The following is a 17,597-nucleotide window of genomic DNA, read 5'->3' on the forward strand; positions in this document are numbered from 1 at the left end:
CGGTGGCGTAGGCCTCGTAGCCGGCGGAGACGTCGACGATCCAGGAGTCGGCCTGGCCGCGGCCGTGCCGGGCCAGGGTCTCGTCGTCGGCCAGCATGTGGCAGAAGTCCAGGCGCTGGGCCTTGAGCGCGGCCAGCAGGCGGCGCGGATCGACGGCGATGTCGTGCTCCGAGACCAGGGCCTGGTAGTCGCACATGGGCGCGCCGGCCGGCATGGCCACGCCGGCCTTCACCCGCACCGGCAGGTAGGCCAGGGCCTGGCCGTCGTCGTCGCGGATCACGGCGACCTTCACGCGATCGCCCTGATCGGCCTGGGCCGTGGCGACGGCCTTGGCCCATTGCGGCGACAGGAACGGAGAGTCGAGGCGCGGCTGCAACGCCTGGAGCGAGGTCCAGCGCGCGCTGTCCTCCGGCGAAAGCTGCAGAGCCTGGATGACGTCGATCTTCACGGGCGCCCCCCGAGCGCTGATCACGGACCTCCAGAAGGCCAGGTACCGTGATAGCGCCCAGAGATTGCGGTCCGGTTTACGGACGTTGCAGCGTCAGTCCATCAGTTTGCGGGTCAGATACGTGTATTCGAGGGCCACCCGGCGGGCGGTCTCGGCCAGGTTGGCGCTGGCCGCGTGGCCGCCGTCGACGTTCTCGTAGTACAGCACCGGATAGCCGAGGGCCTCGAGCCTGGCCGCCGCCTTGCGGGCGTGGGCCGGGTGGACGCGGTCGTCCTTGGTCGAGGTCTCTATGAACACCTCGGGGTACTTCTGGCCGGCCTTGAGGTTCTGGTAGGGCGAGTACTTCTCGATCACCGCCAGCTCCGACGGGATCTGCGGGTCGCCGTACTCGCCGATCCACGACGAGCCCGCGCCGATCTGGCTGTAGCGGACCATGTCGAACAGCGGCACCTGGATGACGACGGCGTTGTAGAGCTCCGGGCGCTGGGTCAGGGCCACGCCCATCAGCAGGCCGCCGTTCGACCCGCCCATGATGCCCAGCCGACGCGGCGAGGTGATCTTGCGCGAGATCAGGTCTTCGGAGACGGCGAAGAAGTCGTCATAGACCCGCTGGCGGTTGGCCTTCAGGCCCTGCTCGTGCCAGCTCGGCCCGAACTCGCCGCCGCCGCGGATGTTGGCCACCACATAGGCGCCGCCGCGTTCGAGCCAGAGCTTGCCGGTCACGCCGGAATAGCCGGGCGTCATCGAGGCCTGGAAGCCGCCGTAGGCGTAGAGCAGGGTCGGGGTCGTCCCGTCGTACTTGAGGCCCTTGGGTCGGACCAGGAAGTACGGGATCTTGGTGCCGTCCTTGCTGGTCGCCTCGAACTGTTCGACCACGTGGGTCGAGGCGTCGAACTTGGCGGGCGCGGCCTTGACCTTGTCCAGCTTGCCGGTAGCCGCGTCGGCCAGCCAGTAGGTGGTGGGCGTCAGGTAGCCGGTCACGCTGACGAAGATGCGGTCGTCCTTGTCGGAGGCCGACCCCAGTCCGACCGTCGAATTGGTCGGCAGGTCCAGCTTGGTGCGGGTCCAGGCGCCGCCCTTGAAGTCGTAGACATGAGCGCCGCCGGTGACGTTCTGGAACAGGGCCACCACCAGCCGGTCGCGCGTGGCGCTGACGCCTTCGATCGCCTCGCGGGCGGTCGGGTGCAGGATCAGCGTCGCCTTGGCGGCGTCGGGCGCGGCCTTGAAGGCGGTCAGGTCGAAGGCGGCCAGGTCGCCGGTCTTCAGGCCATGCTCGGCCCAGTCCTGCTCGACGCTGAACACCAGCTGGCCCTTGACCAGGGCCTGGATCGACGACTTCAGCGGGAAGGGCAGCTTCACCGTCCTGTCGCCGACCACCATGTGGGTCTCGGCGTTGAAGGTGTCGAGCGGCCGGTTGACGAACACCGCCTGCACCACGCCGTCATGGTCGCGCAGGGCGTAGGGCGACACGCCGTAGCCGCCGTCGTCCTTGGTTCCGCGGTAGATCTCCTTGGCCGCTGACAGGGGCTGACCGCGTTTGACCAGCTTGACCACGTAGGGATAGCCGGACGTCGTCACCTCGCCCCGGGTCCAGTCGGTGGCGACGATCAGGGTGTCCTTGTCGATCCAGTCGAACCGGTGCTTGCCCTCGGGCAGCTCGAAGCCGCCAGCGACGAAGGTCTTGGTCTTGACGTCGTACTCGCGCACGACCACGGCGTCCTTGCCGCCGTTCGACAGCTGGACCAGGCAATACCGGCTTTCCGGGGCCAGGCAGCTGGCGCCCTTCCAGACCCAGTTCTTGCCTTCCGCCTTGGCCAAAGCGTCGAGGTCGAGGATCGTCTCCCACTTCGGCTCGGCGGTGCGGTAGCTCTCCAGCGTGGTGGTGCGCCAGACGCCGCGCACGTGGTCGGCGTCCTGCCAGTAGTTCCGCAGGTCGTGATCGTCGATGAAGGCCACGCCCGGGATGCGGTCCTTGGCGTTGACGATCGCCAGGGCGGAGTCGTGCAGGCCCTGGTAGCGCGGGTCGCCCTGCAGGATCGGCAGGGTGCGGTCGTTCTGGGCCTTGGCCCAGTCGAGCGCCTTCGCCCCCTCGATCTCCTCCATCCAGATGTAGGGATCGTCCTTGCCCAGCTCGGTCAGCGGGGTGCGGGCGGCGGTGTCGGCGGGCGCGGGCGCGGCGTGGGCGGAAAAGGTCATCAGGCTCGATGCGGCAAGGAGGGCCAGGACAAGGCTACGCATTTAGTGATCCATCAGCTGGCGCGACAGGTAGGTGTAGTGCAGCGCCCAGCGCTTGGCGTTGGCCGCCGGGTCGGCGCCGTTGGCGTGACCCCCGTCGGTGTTCTCATAGTAGAGGTAGGGCTGGCCCAGATCGCCGAGCCTGGCCGCGAACTTGCGGGCGTGGCCGGGGTGCACCCGGTCGTCCTTGGTCGAGGTGGTGATGTAGGCCAGGGGGTATTTCACGCCCGGCTTCAGGTTCTGGTAGGGGCTGTAGCGCTGGATCCAGGCGCGCTCGGCCGGGATGGCCGGGTCGCCATACTCGCCGATCCACGAGGCCCCGGCCGGCAGCTGGGTGTAGCGGATCATGTCCAGCAGCGGGCTTTCCACCACCACGGCGTTCCACAGGTCGGGCCGCTGGGTCAGGGCCACGCCCATCAGCAGGCCGCCGTTCGAGCGGCCGTAGGCGCCCAGGTGACGCGGCGAGCTGACCTTGGTCGAGATCAGGTCCTCGGCCACGGCGAAGTAGTCCTCATAGGCCCGCTGGCGGTTGGCCTTCAGCGCCGCCTCGTGCCAGGCCGGACCGAACTCGCCGCCGCCGCGGATGTTGGCCACCGCGTAGCTGCCGCCGCGCTCCAGCCAGAGTTTCCCGACCAGCGGGTCGTAGACCGGCAACTTCGACAGCTGGAAGCCGCCGTAGGCATGCAGCAGGGTCGGCGCCGAGCCGTCGAGCTTCGCGCCCTTCTGGCTGACCAGGAAATAGGGGATCTTCGTGCCGTCCTTGCTGACGGCTTCCTTCTGATGGACCACCAGCCTGGAGGCGTCGAAGCGCGCCGGCAGGGTCTTGACCGTCTCGGCGCCGGCCTTGGGGTTGAACGCATTGGCCAGCTTCAGCTGGGTCGGGGTGACGAAGCCCTCGACCGAGTAGAACAGCTGGTCGCCCTCGTCGGCCGTCGCGACGATCGAGACGGCGGCGTTGTCGATCACCGGCAGGGTCGCGCCGTCCCAGCCGAACTCGCCGCGATCGCTGAAGCTGCGCAGGCCGCCGCGAACATTGTCGTAGATCACCGCCACCACGCGGTGGTCGGTCACCGCCACCTGGTCAATGGATTGACGCGGCCCCGGCGCGAAGATCTGGCACGGGCTGCAGTCGTTGCTGATGGTGACGTCGCCGGCGGCGTCGGGCTTGAGCGGGAACAGCCGGTCCGGCGCGACCGCCACCAGGGCGCCTGCCGGGAAGACCCTCGGCGCGGCCCCCTTGTAGGGCGCGGTGAAGGTCCACGGCTCTTCGATCGTCAGGATCAGCTCGCCGCCGATCAGGCCGCGGATCGACGAGCGCTCGGGGATCGGCAGCTGGGTCGCCTTGCCGTCCTCCAGCAGGAAGGTCCTGGTGTGGAAGAAGTCGGTGGCGCGCTCGATCAGCACCACCCGATTGCCGGCCGCGTCGCGCAGCACGTGCGGACGGGCGCTGACGTCGGCCTTCTCGCCGCGGAACACCTCGACGGCCTCGCCCAGCGACTGGCCGCGCTTGAGGGTCTTCACCACCATGCCGTAGCCGCTGTCGGTGGTGGTGCCCGCGCCCCAGTCGCGGGTCAGGATCAGGGTGTCGGCGTCCAGCCAGTCGACCGTCTGCTTGCTCTCGGGCAGCAGGAAGCCGTCCTTGACGAAGCTCTTGGTGGTCAGGTCGAACTCGCGCACCTCGACGGCGTCCTTGCCGCCGTTCGACAGGTTTACGAGGCAGCGGTCATGGGTCTTGGGACGGCAGTCGGCGCCCTTCCAAATCCAGTTCTTGCCTTCGGCCTTGGCCAGGGCGTCCAGGTCGATGACCGTCTCCCACTTGGGATCGGCCGAGCGGTAGCTCTCCAGGCTGGTGCGCCGCCAGACGCCGCGCACGTGGTCGGCGTCCTGCCAGAAGTTGAACACCGTGGTCCCGACGAAGCTGGGAGCGGCGATGCGGTCCTTGGCGGCCAGCACCTTCAGCGCCGCGTCGTGCAGGCCCTGGTAGCGCGCGTCGCCGGTCAGGACGGGCAGGGTCTTGGCGTTCTGCCCCTTCACCCAGTCGAGCGACGATGGCGTCTCGACCCCTTCCAGGGCCAGATGCGGGTCGGCGGGTTCCTGGGCGCGGACGGGGCCGGCGGCGAGGAGGGCGAAGGCCAGGACGGCGGGCGAAACGGAACGGAGCGTCAGCATGGCGCGGGACGTTAATGCCATTCCCCGCGCTGGCTAGGCCATTTTTGACCAGCGTCCGGTAGGTCTGCGGAACAAGCTTGAGCTTCGGGCATCGGTGTTGCACCTCTTTCGCATGTTGAGGTTCGTAAAGGCTGTCCTGGCCGGCGCGCTCGCCGGCGCCATGATCCCGCTCTGTGTGACGCTGCCGCTGGCGGTCGCCGCGCTCTTCGCGCCAGGCGCGCCGGCCGAAGCCGTGTTGCTGGGCGTGCTTCCATTGCTGGCTTCGCTGGCCGTGGTCCTACCGGCCAGCCTGGTGATCGGCCTTCCGGTCTGCTGGCTCCTCAGGCGGCGGGGCGCTGAGTCGGCGCAAGCCTATCTGTGTTGGGGCGGCGGGTTCGGCCTGCTGCTGCCGCTGGCCCTGGTGATCGCCAAGGGGGCGTCGGAGGCGATACTGCTCTGCGGCCCCGGGGTGATCGCCGGCGCCGCCACGGGCTATGTCTGGTGGCGAGGCGGCGCCAAGAGGGCCGCGGACGCCTAGATCCCGTCGTCCGGAATGCACAGCATCTTGCCACAGGCCTTGCAGTGCACCGCGTCCGGGTCGTGCTTGCGCAGGCCGCAGTCGGGGCAGGGGTGGGTCACCTTGTGCGGCCGCAGGATCGACTGGATCAGGCCGATGAACAGCGACACCCCGCCCAGCATCACCGCCATCGACAGCAGCTTGCCCCAGACGCCCGGCAGGGTGACGTCGCCATAGCCGGTGGTCGTCAGGCTGGTGACGGTGAAGTAGAGGGCGTCCACATAGCCGGCCACGCCCTCGTGCCGACCCGCGAAGCTCGTATAGACGAAGCCCGTCACCACGAAGACGAAGGTCGCCAGGCTGGCGGCCGCCCGGCTGATGTCCTCGATGCGGGTGTCGTCGTAGCGCCGGCCGACCGTGCGCCAGAAGAACTCGCTGTTGACCAGGGTCCACAGGCGCAGCACCCGCAGGAAGCCGAAATTGAACAGCCAGGCCGGGAACAGCAGGGTGGCCAGCACGAAGAGGTCGATCCAGGTGATCGGCTTCTTCAGCCAACTCCTGATGTCGCCGTGGGCGATGGCCCGCGCCACGAGATCCACAGCCAGGAACGCCGCCACCCCGTAGTCGATCAGGTAGAAGGTCACGCCGTGGCGGTGCATCAGCGGCGCGGCCACGAAGAAGGCGATGATGGCGATGTCGATCAGGATCACGGCGTAGCGGAACCGCACCGCCGCTGGCGACGCGCCGTGATAGAGCGCCCGCAGACGGACCCTGAGACGAAGGTCTTCAGCCATTGTCTGCGACCAGCCGCAGCGGGGTCCGTTCGCGCTCGATCGGCGCGGGCGGCGGGCCGCCGACCAGGGCCAGGGCCGTCTCGTAGCCGCCGCCAAAGTCGATCCGGGTCACGGTCGCCAGCCGTCGGGCGGCGGGCTGGGTCTCCCAGACCGCGTCGGGGCCGATGTCCTGCATCCAGACCAATCCGCCTTCGATGCTGATGACCGCGCCGATGTGGCAGGCCTCCGGCGTTTCGGCTTCGGCGTGGACCGTCACGACCGGGAACAGCCGGCTCGCGGTGAGCAGGATGTCGCTGGCGCTGTTCAGCGCCACGGGTGGTGTTTCGGGAAAGGTCTCGCTGCGCTTTTCGAGCGCGGCTTCGACGAATTGCGGATAGGGCGCGGGCTGCAGGTTCTTGACGTCGGACAGCCGATAGCAGCCGAAGCCGTTGAAGCGGATGTGGTCGCCGACCTCGCTGAGCATCATGAAGACGGGCCCGATTCCGACCACATAGCCCTTCACCCAGCCGTCCTCGAAGCGCCGGTGAAAGCGCATCAGCCGGCGCTCCTGCATGGCGCGGGTCAGCTGTTGGCGAGTGTCCTTGGCCGTCATCTCACTGCGTCGTCCCGCTGCGGTGCATTTTGCACCGCTTTCCACTATATAGCGGCCTCATGAGCCGCACCTTCCTGAAGATGAACGGGCTCGGCAACGACTTCGTCGTCATCGAGACCCTCACCCAGCCGTTCGAACCCTCCGCCGAGGAGATCCGCCAGATCGCCAAACGCGGCCAGGGCGGGATCGGCTGCGACCAGGTGGTGGCCATCGATCCGCCCAAGGCGGAAGGCGCTTCGGCCTATGTGCGCTTCTGGAACGCCGACGGCGAGCCGGCCGGCGCCTGCGGCAACGGCACCCGCTGCGTGGCCTGGCTGCTGATGCAGTCGGGCGGCAAGAACGAGGTGGCCTTCGACACCGTGGCCGGGCGCCTGTCGGGCGTCATGGCCGGCGACAAGCGCGTCACCGTCGACATGGGGCCGCCGCGCCTGGACTGGACCCAGATCCCGCTGTCGGAAGAGATGGACACCGCCCGGGTCGAGCTGCAGGTCGGCCCGATCGACGCCCCGTGGGTGCACACCCCGGTCTGCGTCTCGATGGGCAATCCGCACGTGGTGTTCTTCGTCGACGCCCCGGTCAGCGACGAGTTCGCCGAGAAGACCGGCAGCCTGGTGGAGCATCACCCGCTGTTCCCCGAGGGCGTCAATGTCGGCTTCGCGCACATCGTGTCGCGCGACCACATCAAGCTGAAGGTCTGGGAGCGGGGCGCGGGCCTGACCGCCGCCTGCGGCACCGGCGCCTGCGCCGCCCAGGTCGCCGCCGTGCGCCGGGGCCTGACCGATCGGGTCGCCACCGTCGAGTTCGAGAGCGGCCCGCTGGTCATCGAATGGCGCGAGACCGACGGCCACGTGATCATGACCGGTCCGGTAGCTCTGGAGTTCACCGGCAAGCTGCCCGAACTGGCCGGCGCATGAGCGAGCTGCACCCCGCCCTCGCGCCCGGCAAGACGGCGCTCGTCACCGGCGCGGCCGACGGCATCGGCCTGACCGTCGCCAAGGCCTTCGTCGAGCTGGGCCTCAACGTGGTCATGGCCGACGTCACGGGCCGCAAGCTCGAGGCAGAAGCCGAAGCCATCGGCGCCCTGGCCGTGCCGACCGACGTCGCCGACCGCGCCGCCGTCGAGGCTCTGCGCGACATCGCGATCGAGCGCTTCGGCGCCGTCGACGTGCTGATGAACAACGCCGGCGTGGGCGGCGGCGGCGACGCCTTCTCGGGCGATGACGCCTGGAAGCGCATCCTCGACGTCAACCTGTGGGGCGTGATCAACGGCGTCCAGGTGTTCGGCGAAGAGATGGCCGAGAGCGGCCGTCCGGGCCTGATCATCAACACCGGCTCCAAGCAAGGCATCACCCAGCCGCCTGGGGATACGGCCTACAACGTCTCCAAGTCGGCGGTGAAGGCCCTGACCGAAGGCCTCGCCCACACCCTGCGCGAGATCGTCGACTGCCAGGTGACGGCGCACCTGCTGATCCCCGGCTACACCTTCACCGGCATGACCAAGCGCGGCCCGGGCGGCAAGCCCGACGCGGCCTGGACCTCCGAGCAGGTCGTCCACTTCATGCTGGCCCGCATCGCCGCCGGCGACTTCTACATCCTCTGCCCGGACAACGACGTGCCGCGCGCCCTGGACGAAAAGCGCATGGCCTGGGCCATGGGCGACGTCATCGAGAACCGCCCGGCCCTGTCGCGCTGGCACGATGACTGGAAGGACGCCTTCGCGGCGTTCGTCGCTTCATGAGCGTCTACACCGTCATCAAGGCCACCCCGACCCCGAAGCCTGAAGTCGGCGAGGAGGGCGGCCCCGCGGTCGTCGCCTCGGGTCCGAACGGCGTCGACGTCGTCACCTTCGGCTGCCGGCTGAACGCCTATGAGAGCGAGGCCATCCGCGCCCGCGCCGCCGCCGACGGCCTGTCGGACGCGGTGGTGTTCAACACCTGCGCGGTGACCAACGAGGCCGTGCGCCAGGCGCGCCAGGCGATCCGCAAGGCTCGCCGCGAGCGTCCGGGCGCGCGGGTGATCGTCACCGGCTGCGCCGCCCAGATCGACCCGGCCGCCTTCGCCGCCATGCCGGAAGTGGACCTGGTGCTGGGCAACGCCGAGAAGGCCGCCCCGGGCGCTCTGATCGAGACCACGACCCGCGTGCGGGTCAACGACATCATGTCGGTCAAGGAGACCGCCGGTCACCTGATCGACGGTCTCAAGGACCGCGCCCGGGCCTATGTCGAGGTCCAGAACGGCTGCGATCACCGCTGCACCTTCTGCATCATCCCCTATGGCCGGGGTAACTCGCGCTCGGCTCCCGCCGGCGAGGTCGTGGAGCAGGTGCGCAAGCTGGCCGCCGAGGGTTATCGCGAGGTGGTGCTGACCGGCGTCGACGTGACGTCTTGGGGCGCCGACCTGCCGGGTCAGCCGACCCTGGGCCAACTGGTCGGCAGGATCCTGCGCATGGTCCCGGACCTGCCGCGCCTGCGTCTCTCCTCCATCGACGCGGCCGAGATCGATCCGGACCTGCTGAGGCTGTTCGCCGAAGAGCCCCGGCTGATGCCGTACCTGCATCTCAGCCTGCAGGCCGGCGATGATTTGATCCTCAAGCGGATGAAGCGCCGCCACAATCGCACCGACGCCCTGAACCTGGTGGCCAGCGTGCGGGCCGTCCGTCCGGACGTGGCCTTCGGCGCCGACCTGATCGCCGGTTTCCCGACCGAGAGCGAAGAGGCGTTCGCCAACACCGTCCGTCTCGTCGAGGAGGCGGGTCTGGCCTTCCTGCACGTCTTCCCCTACAGCGCCCGCCCCGGCACGCCGGCCGCGCGGATGCCGCCGGTGAAGGGCCCGGTGATCAAGGATCGCGCCCGGCGCCTGCGCGAAGCCGGCCAGCGCGGCCTGGAGCGTCACCTTCAGGCCCAGGTCGGCCGCACCCTGGCGGGCCTTGTCGAGCGCGACGGCCTGGCCAGGGCCGAGGACTTCACCGAGATCGCCTTCACCGGAGAGGCGCCGGCCGGCCAGATCGTCGACTTCCGCGTCACCGGCCACGACGGGACCCGGGTCATCGCCGAGCGGGCGGCTTGAGGCGCGTCCTCGCGGCCGCCCTGGCCGCGCTTCTGGCCCTGCCCGTCGCCGCCTCTCCTTCTTGGGCGAGGGCCGATGACGGCGTGAAGCTCAGCGTCATGAGCTACAACGTCGCCGGCCTGCCCTGGCCGGTGAAGGCCGGCCGCGGCGAGGCGCTGAAGAGGATCGGCGACGAGCTGGCCAAGATGCGCGCCGCCGGGACCGAGCCCGACGTCATCCTGATCCAGGAGGGCTTCCGCAAGGAGATCGGCGACCTGATCGACCGCTCCGGCTACCCCTACGTGGCTCGAGGCCCCAAGAAGGGCCAGCGCGACGCCAGCCTGTGGCCCAAGGGGCAGAAGCCCGACTATCGCCGCGTCGCCTATCGCCGCAAGGGCGAGGGCCTGGGCAAGTGGGGCTCCAGCGGCCTTTGGGTGCTGAGCAACTTCCCGATCGAGGACGTGAAGTCCCACGCCTATCACTACTGCGCGGGCCTGGACTGCCTGGCCAACAAGGGCGTGATGCTGGTGACGCTGAACGTGCCGGGCCTGCCAACGCCGGTCGAGATCGCCAATACTCACCTCAATTCCAAGGGCGCCTCGCGCGTGCCCCGCTCGCGCAACCGCATGGCCCACCACCTGCAGGCGGACGAGCTGAAGATGTTCATGCGCGAGGATCGCACGCCGGGCGCGCCGTTGATCGTCGGCGGCGACTTCAACGTCATGCACGCCCCCGACCGCTTCGACTACGTGATGGCCGACTATCCGTTCGAGGTGGTCAGCCGCTGGTGCCACGCCCTGCCGGGCGCCTGCGACACCCAGATCTCGTACGACGGCGACGCCCCCTGGCTCGACACCCAGGACCTGATCGGCTTCCTCGACGGGACGCGGGTGCAGGTCGCGCCGGTCAGGGTCGAGGCCACCTTTGACGGCGCCAGCGAGCCGGTGCTGTCCGACCACGACGGCTATCGGGTGACCTTCCGCCTGGCGCCGAAGGGGTAGGCCTACCGCCGGCCCCGGCCGCCCTCGACGCCGCCGCGCGCCCGCAGCAGGTCGCCCACCGCGGCGCCGCCGATCGTGCAGCGGGCCACGACCCGGTCGTAGGAGTGCTTCAGCGCCCGGCACGACAGGTACTGGCGCCAGACCACGTCCTCCAGCCGGCTCTTGGCCTGCCGGCCGCCCGCATCGTGCAGTTCGGGGGCGTAGAAGTCCGAGAGCCGCACCTCGATCCAGGTCGATGGATCGCTGGTCGGGCCGACGCACAGGCTGTCGCCGTCGCCGACATAGCGCACGGGGCCTTCGAAGCGGGTGTTCGGGGCGGGCAGCGGGGCTTCGCAGGGGTCCGCCAAGGCCAGGGAGGGCAGGGCCAGCGCCGCCGCCGCCAGGATTGCACGCCAACCGATCATCGACCCCTCCGCCTTGCACGGGAGGAATCGGTACGCTCTAACGAAGCAGTTGTATTTTCTCACGATTTACTAACTCGAACGCATTACTGCATCCGTTGGACACCGCGTCGGCCCTTGCTGTCACGCCCGATCTCGCCTCTGGTGCCGCCGCGCCTGTGAAGAGGCTGTGGAGGGGATCTTGGGCTTGAGCGGCGGCTGCCAGTGCGGCGCGGTGCGGTTCCGGGTGGCGGGCGAGCCCGGCCGGGCCTCGATCTGCCATTGCCGGATGTGCCAGAAGGCGTTCAGCGGCCCGTTCGGGGCGCTGGTGACGGTCGCGGTCGCCAACCTGACCTGGACCCGCGGCGAGCGCTCGATCTTCCAGAGCTCCGACGCCATCAGGCGCGGCTTCTGCGCCGCCTGCGGTTCGCCCCTGACCTTCGAGTGGAGCGACGACAAGATCGACCTGGCGGTCTTCGCCTTCGACGATCCGTCGGCCGTGGCGCCGGTTGTCCAGTTGGCCGTCGAGACGCGCCCGGCCTGGATGGAGCATCTGGCCGACATGCCCGTGCGCCCGCCCGCTGGCGGCTCGGCCGTGGCGGTGGTGTCGAGACAGCATCCGGATTTCGATACGTAACCCCTCTCCCCTTGTGGGAGAGGGTGGCCTCCCGGAGGGAGGTCGGGTGAGGGGTCTCTCAGAACTCGAAACCGCGTGCGGTCGTTAGTCTGGGTAAGGCGTCTCGAGCCTGCGAGACCCCTCATCCGTCGGCTATCGCCGACACCTTCTCCCGCAAGGGGACAAGGATCAGGACGCCTTCTCTTCCCCGCCCATGAACCCCGGCAGGCTCCAGCCCAGCTTGATGGCGCAGGCCCGCAGGCCGAAGGCCGCCGCGAACCCCGCGATCCCGGCCGGCCAGAACGGCACGTGCAGCCATTGCAGCACCGCGAAGACGGCCGCGCCCAGCAGGGCGGCGGTGATGTAGATCTCGCGACGCAGCAGCAGGTTCGGCTCCTCGGCCAGCACGTCGCGCACCACCCCGCCGAAGGCGGTGGTCAGCACGCCCATGATCACGGCGGTGAAGGGATGCACGCCCAGGCTCAGCGCCTTGGCGGTGCCGACCACGGCGTAGGCGGCCATGCCCAGGGCGTCGAGCCACAGCAGGGCCCGGAAGCGCCAGCCGCGCTGTCCCAGCAGCCACACCACCAGAGCGGCGGCCAGGCACGCCAGGATGTAGCCGGGCCGCTGGATCCAGAACACCGGCGCGCCGATCAGCAGGTCGCGCAGGGTGCCGCCGCCCACGCCGGTGATGGCGGCGAAGAAACCGAAGGTGACGATGTCGTGTTTACGCCGTGCGGCGGCCAGGGCGCCGGTCGCGCCGAACACGGCGGCGGCGGCGTAGTCGAGCCAGAAAAGGGCGGCGGCCAAGGGATCCATCGGCCCTAGACGCCACGAGCCGGCGCCAAGCGCAACCTTGTGGTCGCCGGCGCCGCTAACCTCGAATCGTAAATCGCGTCTTCACTTTTCCCCAGGGGTCGCTACAGGAGCGCGGATGAGCGAAAAGCCCTCGCAGAAACAAGGCTGGTTCCAGCGCCTTACGGCCGGCCTGACCCGGTCTTCCCAGCAGATGACCGAACAGGTCACCGGCGCCTTCACCAAGAAGCCGCTGGACCAGGAGCAGCTGGACGCGCTGGAGGAGATGCTGATCGAGGCGGACCTCGGCCCGCAGATCGCGGCCCGCATCGCCGACGCCTTCGGCAAGGCCCGTTTCGGCAAGGCCTCGACCGACCACGAGATCAAGGAAGCCCTGGCCGAGCTGATCGCCGCCGAGCTGGCCGACCGCGAGGGCCGCTTCGACCCGCTGGGCGGCCCGCGCCCCTATGTGGTGCTGTTCATCGGCGTCAACGGCTCGGGCAAGACCACCACCCTGGGCAAGATCGCCGCCGACCTGACCGAGAAGGGCGCCCGCGTCCTGATCGCCGCCGGCGACACCTTCCGCGCCGCCGCCGTCGAGCAGCTGAAGGTGTGGGCCGACCGGGCCGGCGCCGACTTCATGTCCAGGCCCACCGGCAGCGACGCCGCCGCCCTGGCCTTCGAGGCCGTCGAGCGCGCCAAGCTGGAAGGCTATGACGTGGTGCTGATCGACACCGCCGGGCGCCTGCAGAACAAGCAGGGCCTGATGGACGAACTGCTGAAGGTCATCCGGGTGGTCAAGAAGGTCGATCCCGACTTCCCGCACGAGACCTTGCTGGTGCTCGACGCCACCGTCGGCCGCAACGCCCTGGCCCAGGAAAAGGTGTTCGGCAACAGCGTCGGCGTCTCGGGCATCGTCATGACCAAGCTGGACGGCACCGCCCGCGGCGGCGTGCTGGTGCCCGTGGCGCGCGCCTCGGACAGCCCGATCAAGCTGATCGGCGTCGGCGAGGGAGTGGACGACCTGCAGCCCTTCGACGCCCGCGCCTTCTCGCGCTCGCTGGTCGGGCTGGAGGACTGAGCGCGTGACCGAACAGAACCAAGCCGCCGAGGCCAACAAGAAGAAGACCGCCTGGGTGCGCACCGCCGTCGATTACGGCGCGCCGATCGCCTTCGCGGCCACCTATTTCGTCACCAAGAATTTCCAGACCGCCACCTGGGTGCTGGTCGCCGCCTCGGCCCTGGCCCTGGTCGTCGGCTACGCCCTCGAGCGCCGCGTGGCCCTGCTGCCGCTGTTCTCGGGCCTGATGGCGCTGTTCTTCGGCGTGCTGGGCCTGGTGTTCCACAGCGACGTGTTCGTGAAGATCAAGGTCACCGTCGTGAACGGCCTGCTGGCCGCCTTCATGATCGGCGGGGCGCTGATGGGTCGCGCGCCGCTGAAGGCGCTGATGGGCGAGGCGCTGCACATGGCGGACGCCGCCTGGCGGACCCTGACGCTGCGCTACGGCGGCTATTTCGCCCTGGCGGCCATCGCCAACGAGGTGGTGCGCCTGACCCAGGACACGCCCACCTGGGTGAAGTTCCGCATCGCCCTCCTGCCGCTGGCCATCGTCTTCTCGCTGACCCAGACGCCCTTCATCATGAAGCACATGGCCAAGCCGGACGACCAGAAGACACCCGAACCGCCGGACGCCGGCTTCTAGGGCTCTTTCGAACCCTTTGCCTCAAACTCATCGTCATCCCGGAAAGCCCGAAGGGCTTATCCGGGATCCAGGGGACTGGGCGCGGTGGTTTGGTTCACCGCCTTGGCGTTTGCCGGCGCAATGCGCCGGCCCCTGGGTCCCGGCTCTACGCTGCGCGGCCGGGATGACGGCCGAGGTGCAGGGTTGGAAGTTGGAAAGCGCAATCCGCCGCCCACGGACCATCTGTCGTCAAACCGACGCGTAACCGTGCTAGCTGGACGTCCGTCAACGGAAACGGGGCGGACGACATGGCCAAGCACAAGAGCGACAAGACCGCCGCGCGCGAGGTCGGGGTTCTCGACCGCTCGCCCAGCCACCTGCTGCACCGGGTGCTGCAGACGGCCCTCGACATCTATGTGGAAGAGACCGGCGCCGGCGGAATCACCCAGCGCCAGTTCGCCGTGCTGGCCGCCGTGGCCGAGCACGAGGGCGTCACCCAGACGGGTCTGGTCCGCGCCACCGGCATCGACCGCTCGACCCTGGCCGACATGGTCGCCCGGATGATCGCCAAGGGTCACCTGGAACGTCAGCGCTCGGAGCAGGACGCCCGCGCCAACTCCGTACGCCTCACCGACGCCGGTCGCCTGGTGCTGGAAGAGAGCCTGCCGAAGGTCGGCGCGGCCGACGCCCGGATCCTTTCGCTGCTGAAGGCCAGCAAGCGCGACGGCTTCCTCGACCTGCTGGCCGAGATGGCCGCCGTCGACCTGCACGCGCCCCCGCCCGAGCCGAAGGCCAAGAAGCCCAAGGCCGAGAAGGCGGACAAGCCGAAGAAGGAAAAGAAGGCCAAGAAGGACAAGGACGCCAAGAAGGCGGCGTAACCTGTTCCCTCTCCCCTTGCGGGAGAGGTTGGCCTCCGAAGGAGGTCGGGTGAGGGGTCTCTCAGAAATTCGGAGAGGCCTTTCGACCCCTCATCCGTCGGTTTCGCCGACACCTTCTCCCGCAAGGGGAGAAGGAAATCAGACCACGATGTTCAGCAGCGACCCCGGGCGCAGCATCTTCTGCGGCTGCTCGGTCGGGGCGGTGAAGGTCTTGGGGGCCGTGCGCTGGGCTTGCGGCTGGGTCTGGGTCTGAAGCTGCACGCTCATCGCCGACTGGGTCGGACGCGTGGTCGTCGTCCCGGTCGCCTCGGTGACCGCCGCCTGGAAGAACGCCGCCGCGCGCGACTGGCCGGCCGGAGTCACGCCGCCGGACGAGGGTCGGGCGGGGACGGCAGGCAGGCCGGTGGGGCGAACAGTGCTCATGACGTGCAAGCTAGCATGGTTAATGCATGGTGCGCGAGCGTGGTTAACGCGGTTCTAAGGTCGGCGGCGCGCGGCCGTTTACCGCAGTTTGGCGACCAGGGCGTCGAGGTCGGCGGGGGTGAGCGGGCCGGTGTGCTTGGCGATCACCGTCCCTGTCGCGTCGACGATGAAGGTCTCGGGCACGCCGGTGACGCCGAACTCGACGCCCGCGCGGCCGTCGCGATCGACCAGCCGGGCGGCGAACGGGTCGCCCAACCGGCCGATGAAGGCCTCGGTGTTGGCCGGGGCGTCCTTGTAGGCCACGCCGACGATCCGCACCCCGCGCGCCTTCAGGGCCATCAGCTGCGGATGCTCCACCTCGCAGGGGGCGCACCAGGAGGCGAAGAAGTTGATCAGCATCGGCCCGTCGCCGGCCTGGCGGATCGCCGCCGGCGTGCCGCTGTCGAGATCGGGCAGGGCCAGGGCCGGGACCGGCTTGCCGACCAGGGCGTCGGGGCTGACCTGCGGATTGCGCTTCAAGGCGTAGCCGGCGAACAGCACGGCCAGGGCGCCCAGCACGATCAGCGGCGCGAAGGCTAGCCAGCGCTTCACTTGGACGGGTCCTTGGCCTGGGCCTGACGGCGTTCAGCCTCCGTGCGCCAGCGGCGGGCGGAGGCCAGGCTGTCGACGATCATCCAGACGAACACCGCCGCCGACAGGGCGAAGGCGGGCCAGACATAGACGGCGTACTTGCCGGCGTCGAAATCGAAATGCCCCAGGTTCATTTGGCGCTCAGGCCTCCGCCGCCTTGAGGGCCAGGGCCCGGGCCTTGCGCCGCCAGACCAGGGCCCGGATCCGCACCAGCCACAGCGACCCGAAGGCCGCCAGATAGGCCAGGCACATGACTAGCATCGGCCAGGCGTAGACCGCCGGCAGGCGGTCCTCGCTCTTGGCGAACAGGGTCGAGGAGCCCTGGTGCAGGCTGTTCCACCACTCGACCGAGAACTTGACGATCGGCAGGTTGATGACCCCGCCCAGGGCCAGGATGGCTGCGGCCCGGGCGGCCTTCTGCTCGTCGTCGAGCGCGCCGCGCAGGGCCAGGTAGCCGAGATAGAACAGCAGCAGCACCAGCACCGAGGTCAGGCGGGCGTCCCACACCCACCAGGTGCCCCACATCGGCTTGCCCCACAGCGAGCCGGTGGCCAGGGCCAGGACGGTGAAGGCCGCGCCCAGCGGGGCGCAGGCCTGGGCGGCGGCGTCGGCCAGGGCGTGGCGGAACACCAGGGCCAGGAAGCTGGCGATCCCCAGGCACAGATAGACGAAGCTGGCGAGGATGGCGGCCGGCACGTGGATGAACATCATCCGCACGGTGTCGCCCTGCTGGTAGTCCTCGGGGACCGTGAAGGTCAGGATCAGGCCGATGAGCGCCAACACGCCGGCGATCGCGCCGAACATGGGCGCGGCCCAGCGCGAGAAGGCCATGAACCGCTCGGGGTTGGCCAGGAAGTCGAACGGGTTCTTGTTGTTGCGGGCGCCCATCGACCTTGACTTAGATCGGCTGAAGGACGCCCGCAATCGTCTCGGTTGTTTACGAGCCCGACTTGCGCTCGATGATCACGCGGCGCTCGTCGCGGCGCTCGAAACCAGGACCACCCGGACCACGGGTCTCGATGCGGCGCACGGTGACGCCGGGACCGCCGCCGGCCTCCGGACCGAGGATGTCGAAGGCCTTTTTCTGGCTGGGCGACAGGGCGTTGTAGAAGGCGCGCGTGGCGTCGGCGCGGGCCTTGAACTCGGCGGTGACCTTGGCCAGCTGCTCAGCCTGGCGGTCGAGGCGCTCCAGCGTGGTCGGCGGGGCCTTGTCGGCGCCGGGACCTTCAGCGCCGGGACCGTCGTCGCGCACCGGCTTGGGCTCGGGACGTTCCTTGGGGCCGGTGGCGGCGATGTAGGCCTTCAGCGCGCCTTCCTGGCGGTCGGTCAGCTGCAGCACGTCGCGCAGGTGCTTGGCGCGGGCTTCCGGATCGCGATGGGCGCGGATGGCCATCGGCGGCGGACCGCGGAAGG

At 69.4% G+C, this 17,597-nt stretch carries 20 protein-coding genes and 1 pseudogene; 9 read left to right on the forward strand and 12 right to left on the reverse strand.

The genetic code is table 11. From position 1 onward, the window contains the following. From DMC18_RS13945 to DMC18_RS13955, 3 genes and pseudogenes are all read right to left on the reverse strand, one after another. Positions 1-448: pseudogene (locus tag DMC18_RS13945) on the reverse strand (cellulose biosynthesis protein CelD); the annotation flags it as partial. 93 nt (positions 449-541) lie between these two features. Then, positions 542-2,686: a prolyl oligopeptidase family protein gene (locus DMC18_RS13950; protein ID WP_110121167.1), complete on the reverse strand. Its 2,145-nt coding sequence runs from the start codon at positions 2,684-2,686 to the stop codon at positions 542-544. After that, positions 2,687-4,852, reverse strand: a complete 2,166-nt coding sequence (locus tag DMC18_RS13955; RefSeq protein ID WP_110121166.1) for a prolyl oligopeptidase family protein — start codon at positions 4,850-4,852, stop codon at positions 2,687-2,689. 160 nt (positions 4,853-5,012) lie between these two features. On the opposite strand from DMC18_RS13955, the gene DMC18_RS13960 reads away from it, so the two are divergent. After that, the gene (locus tag DMC18_RS13960) at positions 5,013-5,369 is read left to right on the forward strand and encodes a hypothetical protein (RefSeq protein WP_146218075.1); all 357 of its coding nucleotides are present in this window, start codon (positions 5,013-5,015) and stop codon (positions 5,367-5,369) included. Here DMC18_RS13960 and DMC18_RS13965 read toward each other — a convergent pair. Both DMC18_RS13965 and DMC18_RS13970 read right to left on the reverse strand, forming a co-directional pair. Beyond that, a complete protein-coding gene (locus DMC18_RS13965; RefSeq protein WP_110121164.1) occupies positions 5,366-6,142 on the reverse strand; it encodes a potassium channel family protein in 777 nt (258 codons plus the stop codon). The genes DMC18_RS13960 and DMC18_RS13965 overlap by 4 nt on opposite strands. Beyond that, the gene (locus DMC18_RS13970) at positions 6,135-6,734 is read right to left on the reverse strand and encodes a hypothetical protein (RefSeq protein WP_110121163.1); all 600 of its coding nucleotides are present in this window, start codon (positions 6,732-6,734) and stop codon (positions 6,135-6,137) included. The genes DMC18_RS13965 and DMC18_RS13970 overlap by 8 nt, the downstream gene beginning before the upstream one ends. 59 nt (positions 6,735-6,793) lie before the next feature. On the opposite strand from DMC18_RS13970, the gene dapF reads away from it, so the two are divergent. Genes dapF through DMC18_RS13990 form a run of 4 tightly spaced genes read left to right on the forward strand, consistent with a single transcriptional unit; the run spans position 6,794 to position 10,780 of the window. Next, a complete protein-coding gene (dapF, locus tag DMC18_RS13975) occupies positions 6,794-7,648 on the forward strand; it encodes a diaminopimelate epimerase (protein ID WP_110121162.1) in 855 nt (284 codons plus the stop codon). Continuing rightward, positions 7,561-8,472: an SDR family NAD(P)-dependent oxidoreductase gene (locus DMC18_RS13980; RefSeq protein ID WP_110121161.1), complete on the forward strand. Its 912-nt coding sequence runs from the start codon at positions 7,561-7,563 to the stop codon at positions 8,470-8,472. Before dapF ends, DMC18_RS13980 begins: the two co-directional genes overlap by 88 nt. Continuing rightward, positions 8,469-9,800 (forward strand): tRNA (N(6)-L-threonylcarbamoyladenosine(37)-C(2))-methylthiotransferase MtaB, encoded by a 1,332-nt coding sequence (gene mtaB, locus DMC18_RS13985; RefSeq protein WP_110121160.1) that lies wholly within the window; start codon positions 8,469-8,471, stop codon positions 9,798-9,800. The genes DMC18_RS13980 and mtaB overlap by 4 nt, the downstream gene beginning before the upstream one ends. Then, positions 9,797-10,780, forward strand: coding sequence for an endonuclease/exonuclease/phosphatase family protein (locus DMC18_RS13990; RefSeq protein ID WP_199228562.1), 984 nt, complete (start codon positions 9,797-9,799; stop codon positions 10,778-10,780). Before mtaB ends, DMC18_RS13990 begins: the two co-directional genes overlap by 4 nt. Before the next feature lie 2 nt (positions 10,781-10,782). Here DMC18_RS13990 and DMC18_RS13995 read toward each other — a convergent pair whose 3' ends face one another. Next, positions 10,783-11,184, reverse strand: coding sequence for a thermonuclease family protein (locus tag DMC18_RS13995; RefSeq protein WP_110133020.1), 402 nt, complete (start codon positions 11,182-11,184; stop codon positions 10,783-10,785). Between the two features lie 178 nt (positions 11,185-11,362). Between DMC18_RS13995 and DMC18_RS14000 the strand changes: the two genes are divergently transcribed. After that, on the forward strand, positions 11,363-11,797 hold the full coding sequence (locus DMC18_RS14000) for a GFA family protein (protein WP_110121158.1): 435 nt from the start codon (positions 11,363-11,365) through the stop codon (positions 11,795-11,797). A 168-nt stretch (positions 11,798-11,965) separates the two neighbouring features. Here DMC18_RS14000 and DMC18_RS14005 read toward each other — a convergent pair whose 3' ends face one another. Then, complete coding sequence (locus tag DMC18_RS14005; RefSeq protein ID WP_110121157.1) at positions 11,966-12,595, reverse strand: trimeric intracellular cation channel family protein; 630 nt, start codon at positions 12,593-12,595, stop codon at positions 11,966-11,968. A gap of 115 nt (positions 12,596-12,710) precedes the next feature. Here DMC18_RS14005 and ftsY point away from each other — a divergent pair, with 115 nt between their 5' ends. From ftsY to DMC18_RS14020, 3 genes are all read left to right on the forward strand, one after another. Beyond that, complete coding sequence (gene ftsY / locus DMC18_RS14010) at positions 12,711-13,652, forward strand: signal recognition particle-docking protein FtsY (RefSeq protein WP_110121156.1); 942 nt, start codon at positions 12,711-12,713, stop codon at positions 13,650-13,652. A gap of 4 nt (positions 13,653-13,656) precedes the next feature. Continuing rightward, positions 13,657-14,274, forward strand: coding sequence for an inner membrane-spanning protein YciB (locus DMC18_RS14015; RefSeq protein ID WP_233245313.1), 618 nt, complete (start codon positions 13,657-13,659; stop codon positions 14,272-14,274). 287 nt (positions 14,275-14,561) lie between these two features. Beyond that, positions 14,562-15,131: a MarR family winged helix-turn-helix transcriptional regulator gene (locus DMC18_RS14020; protein WP_110121155.1), complete on the forward strand. Its 570-nt coding sequence runs from the start codon at positions 14,562-14,564 to the stop codon at positions 15,129-15,131. A 138-nt stretch (positions 15,132-15,269) separates the two neighbouring features. Here the strand turns inward: DMC18_RS14020 and DMC18_RS14025 are convergent, their stop codons facing one another. From DMC18_RS14025 to DMC18_RS14045, 5 genes are all read right to left on the reverse strand, one after another. Beyond that, positions 15,270-15,554: a hypothetical protein gene (locus DMC18_RS14025; protein ID WP_110121154.1), complete on the reverse strand. Its 285-nt coding sequence runs from the start codon at positions 15,552-15,554 to the stop codon at positions 15,270-15,272. A gap of 78 nt (positions 15,555-15,632) precedes the next feature. After that, on the reverse strand, positions 15,633-16,145 hold the full coding sequence (locus tag DMC18_RS14030) for a DsbE family thiol:disulfide interchange protein (RefSeq protein WP_110121153.1): 513 nt from the start codon (positions 16,143-16,145) through the stop codon (positions 15,633-15,635). Next, positions 16,142-16,318 carry a heme exporter protein CcmD gene (gene ccmD / locus DMC18_RS14035; protein WP_110121152.1) on the reverse strand — a complete coding sequence of 59 codons (177 nt, stop codon included), beginning with the start codon at positions 16,316-16,318 and terminating at the stop codon, positions 16,142-16,144. Before ccmD ends, DMC18_RS14030 begins: the two co-directional genes overlap by 4 nt. A 7-nt stretch (positions 16,319-16,325) precedes the next feature. Beyond that, complete coding sequence (gene ccmC / locus DMC18_RS14040; protein WP_110133021.1) at positions 16,326-17,072, reverse strand: heme ABC transporter permease CcmC; 747 nt, start codon at positions 17,070-17,072, stop codon at positions 16,326-16,328. Positions 17,073-17,121: 49 nt separating this feature from the next. Further along, on the reverse strand, positions 17,122-17,597 hold a 476-nt coding region (locus DMC18_RS14045), incomplete at its 5' end, for a Spy/CpxP family protein refolding chaperone (protein WP_110133022.1).

The sequence above is a fragment of the Caulobacter sp. D5 genome (assembly GCF_003185805.1).
Lineage (GTDB): Bacteria > Pseudomonadota > Alphaproteobacteria > Caulobacterales > Caulobacteraceae > Caulobacter.